Raw genomic sequence first — 3115 nt, forward strand, 5'->3', positions numbered from 1 at the left:
CGCGCACGTCGCCGCACTCCACCACGGCCACATGGAACTGGCGCGGCAGGCAGATGATGGCCAGGAAGCTGAGCAGGGTCTGCGAGATGAACCCGACCGGCGGCAACCCGGCAAACAGCGTATGCGCCGACTGCAGCACCGCGTCGGTGCGGTCGTTGAGCCACAGGTAGGCGAACAATCCCAGCGCCACCATCGCGATCAGCTTGATCAGCGACTCCAGCGCGATGGCCAGCATCATGCCGTGGTGATGCTCGGTGGCATCCACCTGGCGGGTACCGAACAAGGTGGCAAACAGCGCCATCAGCAGCGCCACGTACAGCGCCGGATCGGTGAAGAAGCCGGTGGGCCCGACATTGCCGGTAAGCACCTGCAGGCTCATCGCCACGGCTTTGTACTGCAACGCCAGGTACGGCACGATGCCGATCAGCGCGATCACCGCCACCAGCGCGGCCAGCCGCCGCGAGCGCCCGAACCGCGAGGAGATGAAGTCGGCGATGGACACCACGTTCTGGCTGCGCGCGATCAGCGCCAGGCGCTCGATGATGCGCCAGCCGAACAGCCACAGCAGCAGCGGCCCCAGGTAGATCGGCAGGTAGCCGATGCCGTTGCGCACCGCCGTGCCCACCGCTCCGTAGAAGGTCCACGACGAGCAGTACACCGCCAGCGCCAGGCTGTAGACCACCGGCCGCAGCCAAGGCCGGTCGGGGTACATCGGGCGACGGTCGCCCCACCACGCCACGCCGAACAACAGCGCGGCATAGGCCACCGATACCAACAGCAGAATCCAGCTGGAGACCACGAGGTGATTCCGTCAGGGTAAACAGCAGTAGATCACGACCGTTGGCCGTGATGGAAACATCGCCGCCGGCACCCACCGGGGCGGTGACGCCCATCGCCCCGCCGGACCGATCACGCCCGCGCCCCACCGGTAGGTCACGACCGTTGGCCGTGACCGCCCCGGGTCATTCCGCCGGAACGCCCATTTCCTTCAGCAGCTCGGGGGCCGGGTACACCTTGGCCAGCAGCCAGCGCAGGTAGCGCATGTCCACGTGCACGGCGCGCTTGTAGCGCGGGTCGAACCACCAGCTGGCACTCACCGATTCCCAGTTGCTGTCGAAGTTCAGCCCGATCAGCTCGCCCTTGGCGTTGAGCACCGGCGAGCCGGAATTGCCGCCGGTGGTGTCCAGGTTGGTCAGGAAGTTGACCGTCTGGGTCTTCAGCACCGGGTCGGCGGTGGAGCCGAAGTCGCCCTTGGCGATCGCGGCCAGCAGCGGCTTGGGCGCATCGAACGGGTAGGCGTTGGTGTTCTTCTCGACGATGCCGGCCACGGTGGTCACCGGGTCGAAATGCACCGCATCGCGCGGCGACAGCGCTTCCACCTTGCCGTAGCTGATGCGCAGCGTGCGGTTGGCATCGGGGTACACCGCGCGCCCCTGCTTGGCGCGCCAGGCAAACAGCGCCTGCATGTAGGCCGGGCGCAGGCGCAGCTGTTCACCGGCGCGTGCCTTGCTCTGGTCATCCAGGCGCAGCTGCGCGGCCACCAGCGGGCCGGCCAGGTCGATCAGCGGGTCGCGCGCCAGCGGCTTGCCGTCCTTTGCCGCGGCAAACCGCGACAGGCGCTGGGCTTCGTCGCCCAGCGTAGTGCTGGCGTACAGGCCGTCCAGCGCCTTGGCCAGCGCTGCAGGGGTGCGTCCGAAGGCAGCGTCGAACTCGGGCACGCGCTGTGCCTCGGGCAGCTGCTGGTAGCGGGTCAGCAGCGTGGTTAGCACGGCCTTTTCCACCTCGGGCGAATAGCGACGCTGCACCTGCTTCAAGGTGCCTTCGATCAGCGCCAGGTCGCGCTGCTGGTAGCCGCTCTCGCGCTCGGCATCGGGCTTGGCCGATTCGATGCGCAGGCGTTCCAGGGTCAGCGCCGACCGCAGCAGCTGGCTCTGCGCCGACAGCAGGTCCAGCAGCAGGTCGCGTTCGCCGACCGACGCGCCCTGCGACAGCGAGCCCAGCAAGGCCTGGATGTCGTCCTTGTACCTGGCATCGGTGGCCGCGAGCATCGCGCCTTCATCGCTGGCGCGCTGGGCCTTGGCGTCGCTGCGCAGCAGGCCTTCCAGCTCGCCGGCGGCGCGCTTGCGGTTGTTCTTCAGCGACTGCAGCTGCGAGGCGTAGCGGGTCCGCGCCTGCGCGTCCTTGGCGGTGGCCGCCTCGATGGTGTCGATCATCTGCTGGAACACCGCCACCCGGCGCGGCAGCACCGCGTCGATCTGGCTGGCGAACTCGGCGGCGGTCCGGTGCCGGTAGGTGATGCCCGGGTAGCCAGCCAGCATCGCGTAGTCGCCCGTCTTCGGCCCGTCGATGGCCATCTTCAGGTGCGCCGGCGGCTGGTAGGGCACGTTGTCCGGGCTGTACGGCGCCGGCTTGCCGTCCTTGCCCACATAGGCACGCAGCAGGGTGAAGTCGCCGGTGTGGCGCGGCCACATGAAGTTGTCGATCTCATCGCCATAGTTGCCGATCGCGCGCGGCGGCGCGTACACCAGCCGCACGTCGCTCAGCTCCAGCTGGCGGATGCGGTAGAAGTCGGTGCCGTAGTACATGTCGGCCACGCTGCAGCGCACGTTGCCCTCCTTCTCGCAGTCGGCCACCAGCTGCTTGCTGGCGCGGTCGACCGCATCGAAATAGGCGCGCCCGGTCTTGCCGCGCGCGTCGCGCAGCACCGCGTCGGTGACCTTGTCGAAACCGGTGGTGACCAGCACGCGGAAGTCCGGGTTGGCCGCGCGTTCGTCGCTGCGGCCTTGGGCGATGAAGCCGTTGTCGATCAGGTTGTGCTCGGGCGAGCTGTTGTACTGGATCACGCCCATCGCCACGTGGTGGTTGGTCAGCAGCAGGCCGTCGGCGGACACGAACGAACCGGTGCCGCCACCGGCACGCACCACCGCACTCAGCGGCGGCGCGGTGACGTTGGCCAGGTCGGCCGGGTCGCCCTTGAAGCCGGCCGCCTTCAGCGGCTTGGCCAGGTCCGGCAGCTGGGTCGGCATCCACATGCCTTCATCGGCGTGGGCGCCGGCGGCGAGGGTAAGGCCGAGGGCCAGCGCGGCAGGAAGGGTTTTGCGACACAGCATGAGAA

Annotated in this window: 1 protein-coding gene and 1 pseudogene; both read right to left on the reverse strand. The window is 68.6% G+C overall.

Annotated features, from left to right (window positions below):
* Positions 1–799, reverse strand: a pseudogene (locus DBR34_RS24410) (hybrid sensor histidine kinase/response regulator); the annotation flags it as partial.
* 163 nt (positions 800–962) lie between these two features.
* Complete coding sequence (locus tag DBR34_RS20645; RefSeq protein ID WP_128098163.1) at positions 963–3110, reverse strand: S46 family peptidase; 2148 nt, start codon at positions 3108–3110, stop codon at positions 963–965.
* Positions 3111–3115 lie beyond the last annotated feature (5 nt).

This window comes from Stenotrophomonas sp. HMWF003, from assembly GCF_003061285.1.
GTDB classification, from domain to species: Bacteria; Pseudomonadota; Gammaproteobacteria; order Xanthomonadales; family Xanthomonadaceae; genus Stenotrophomonas; species Stenotrophomonas maltophilia_AP.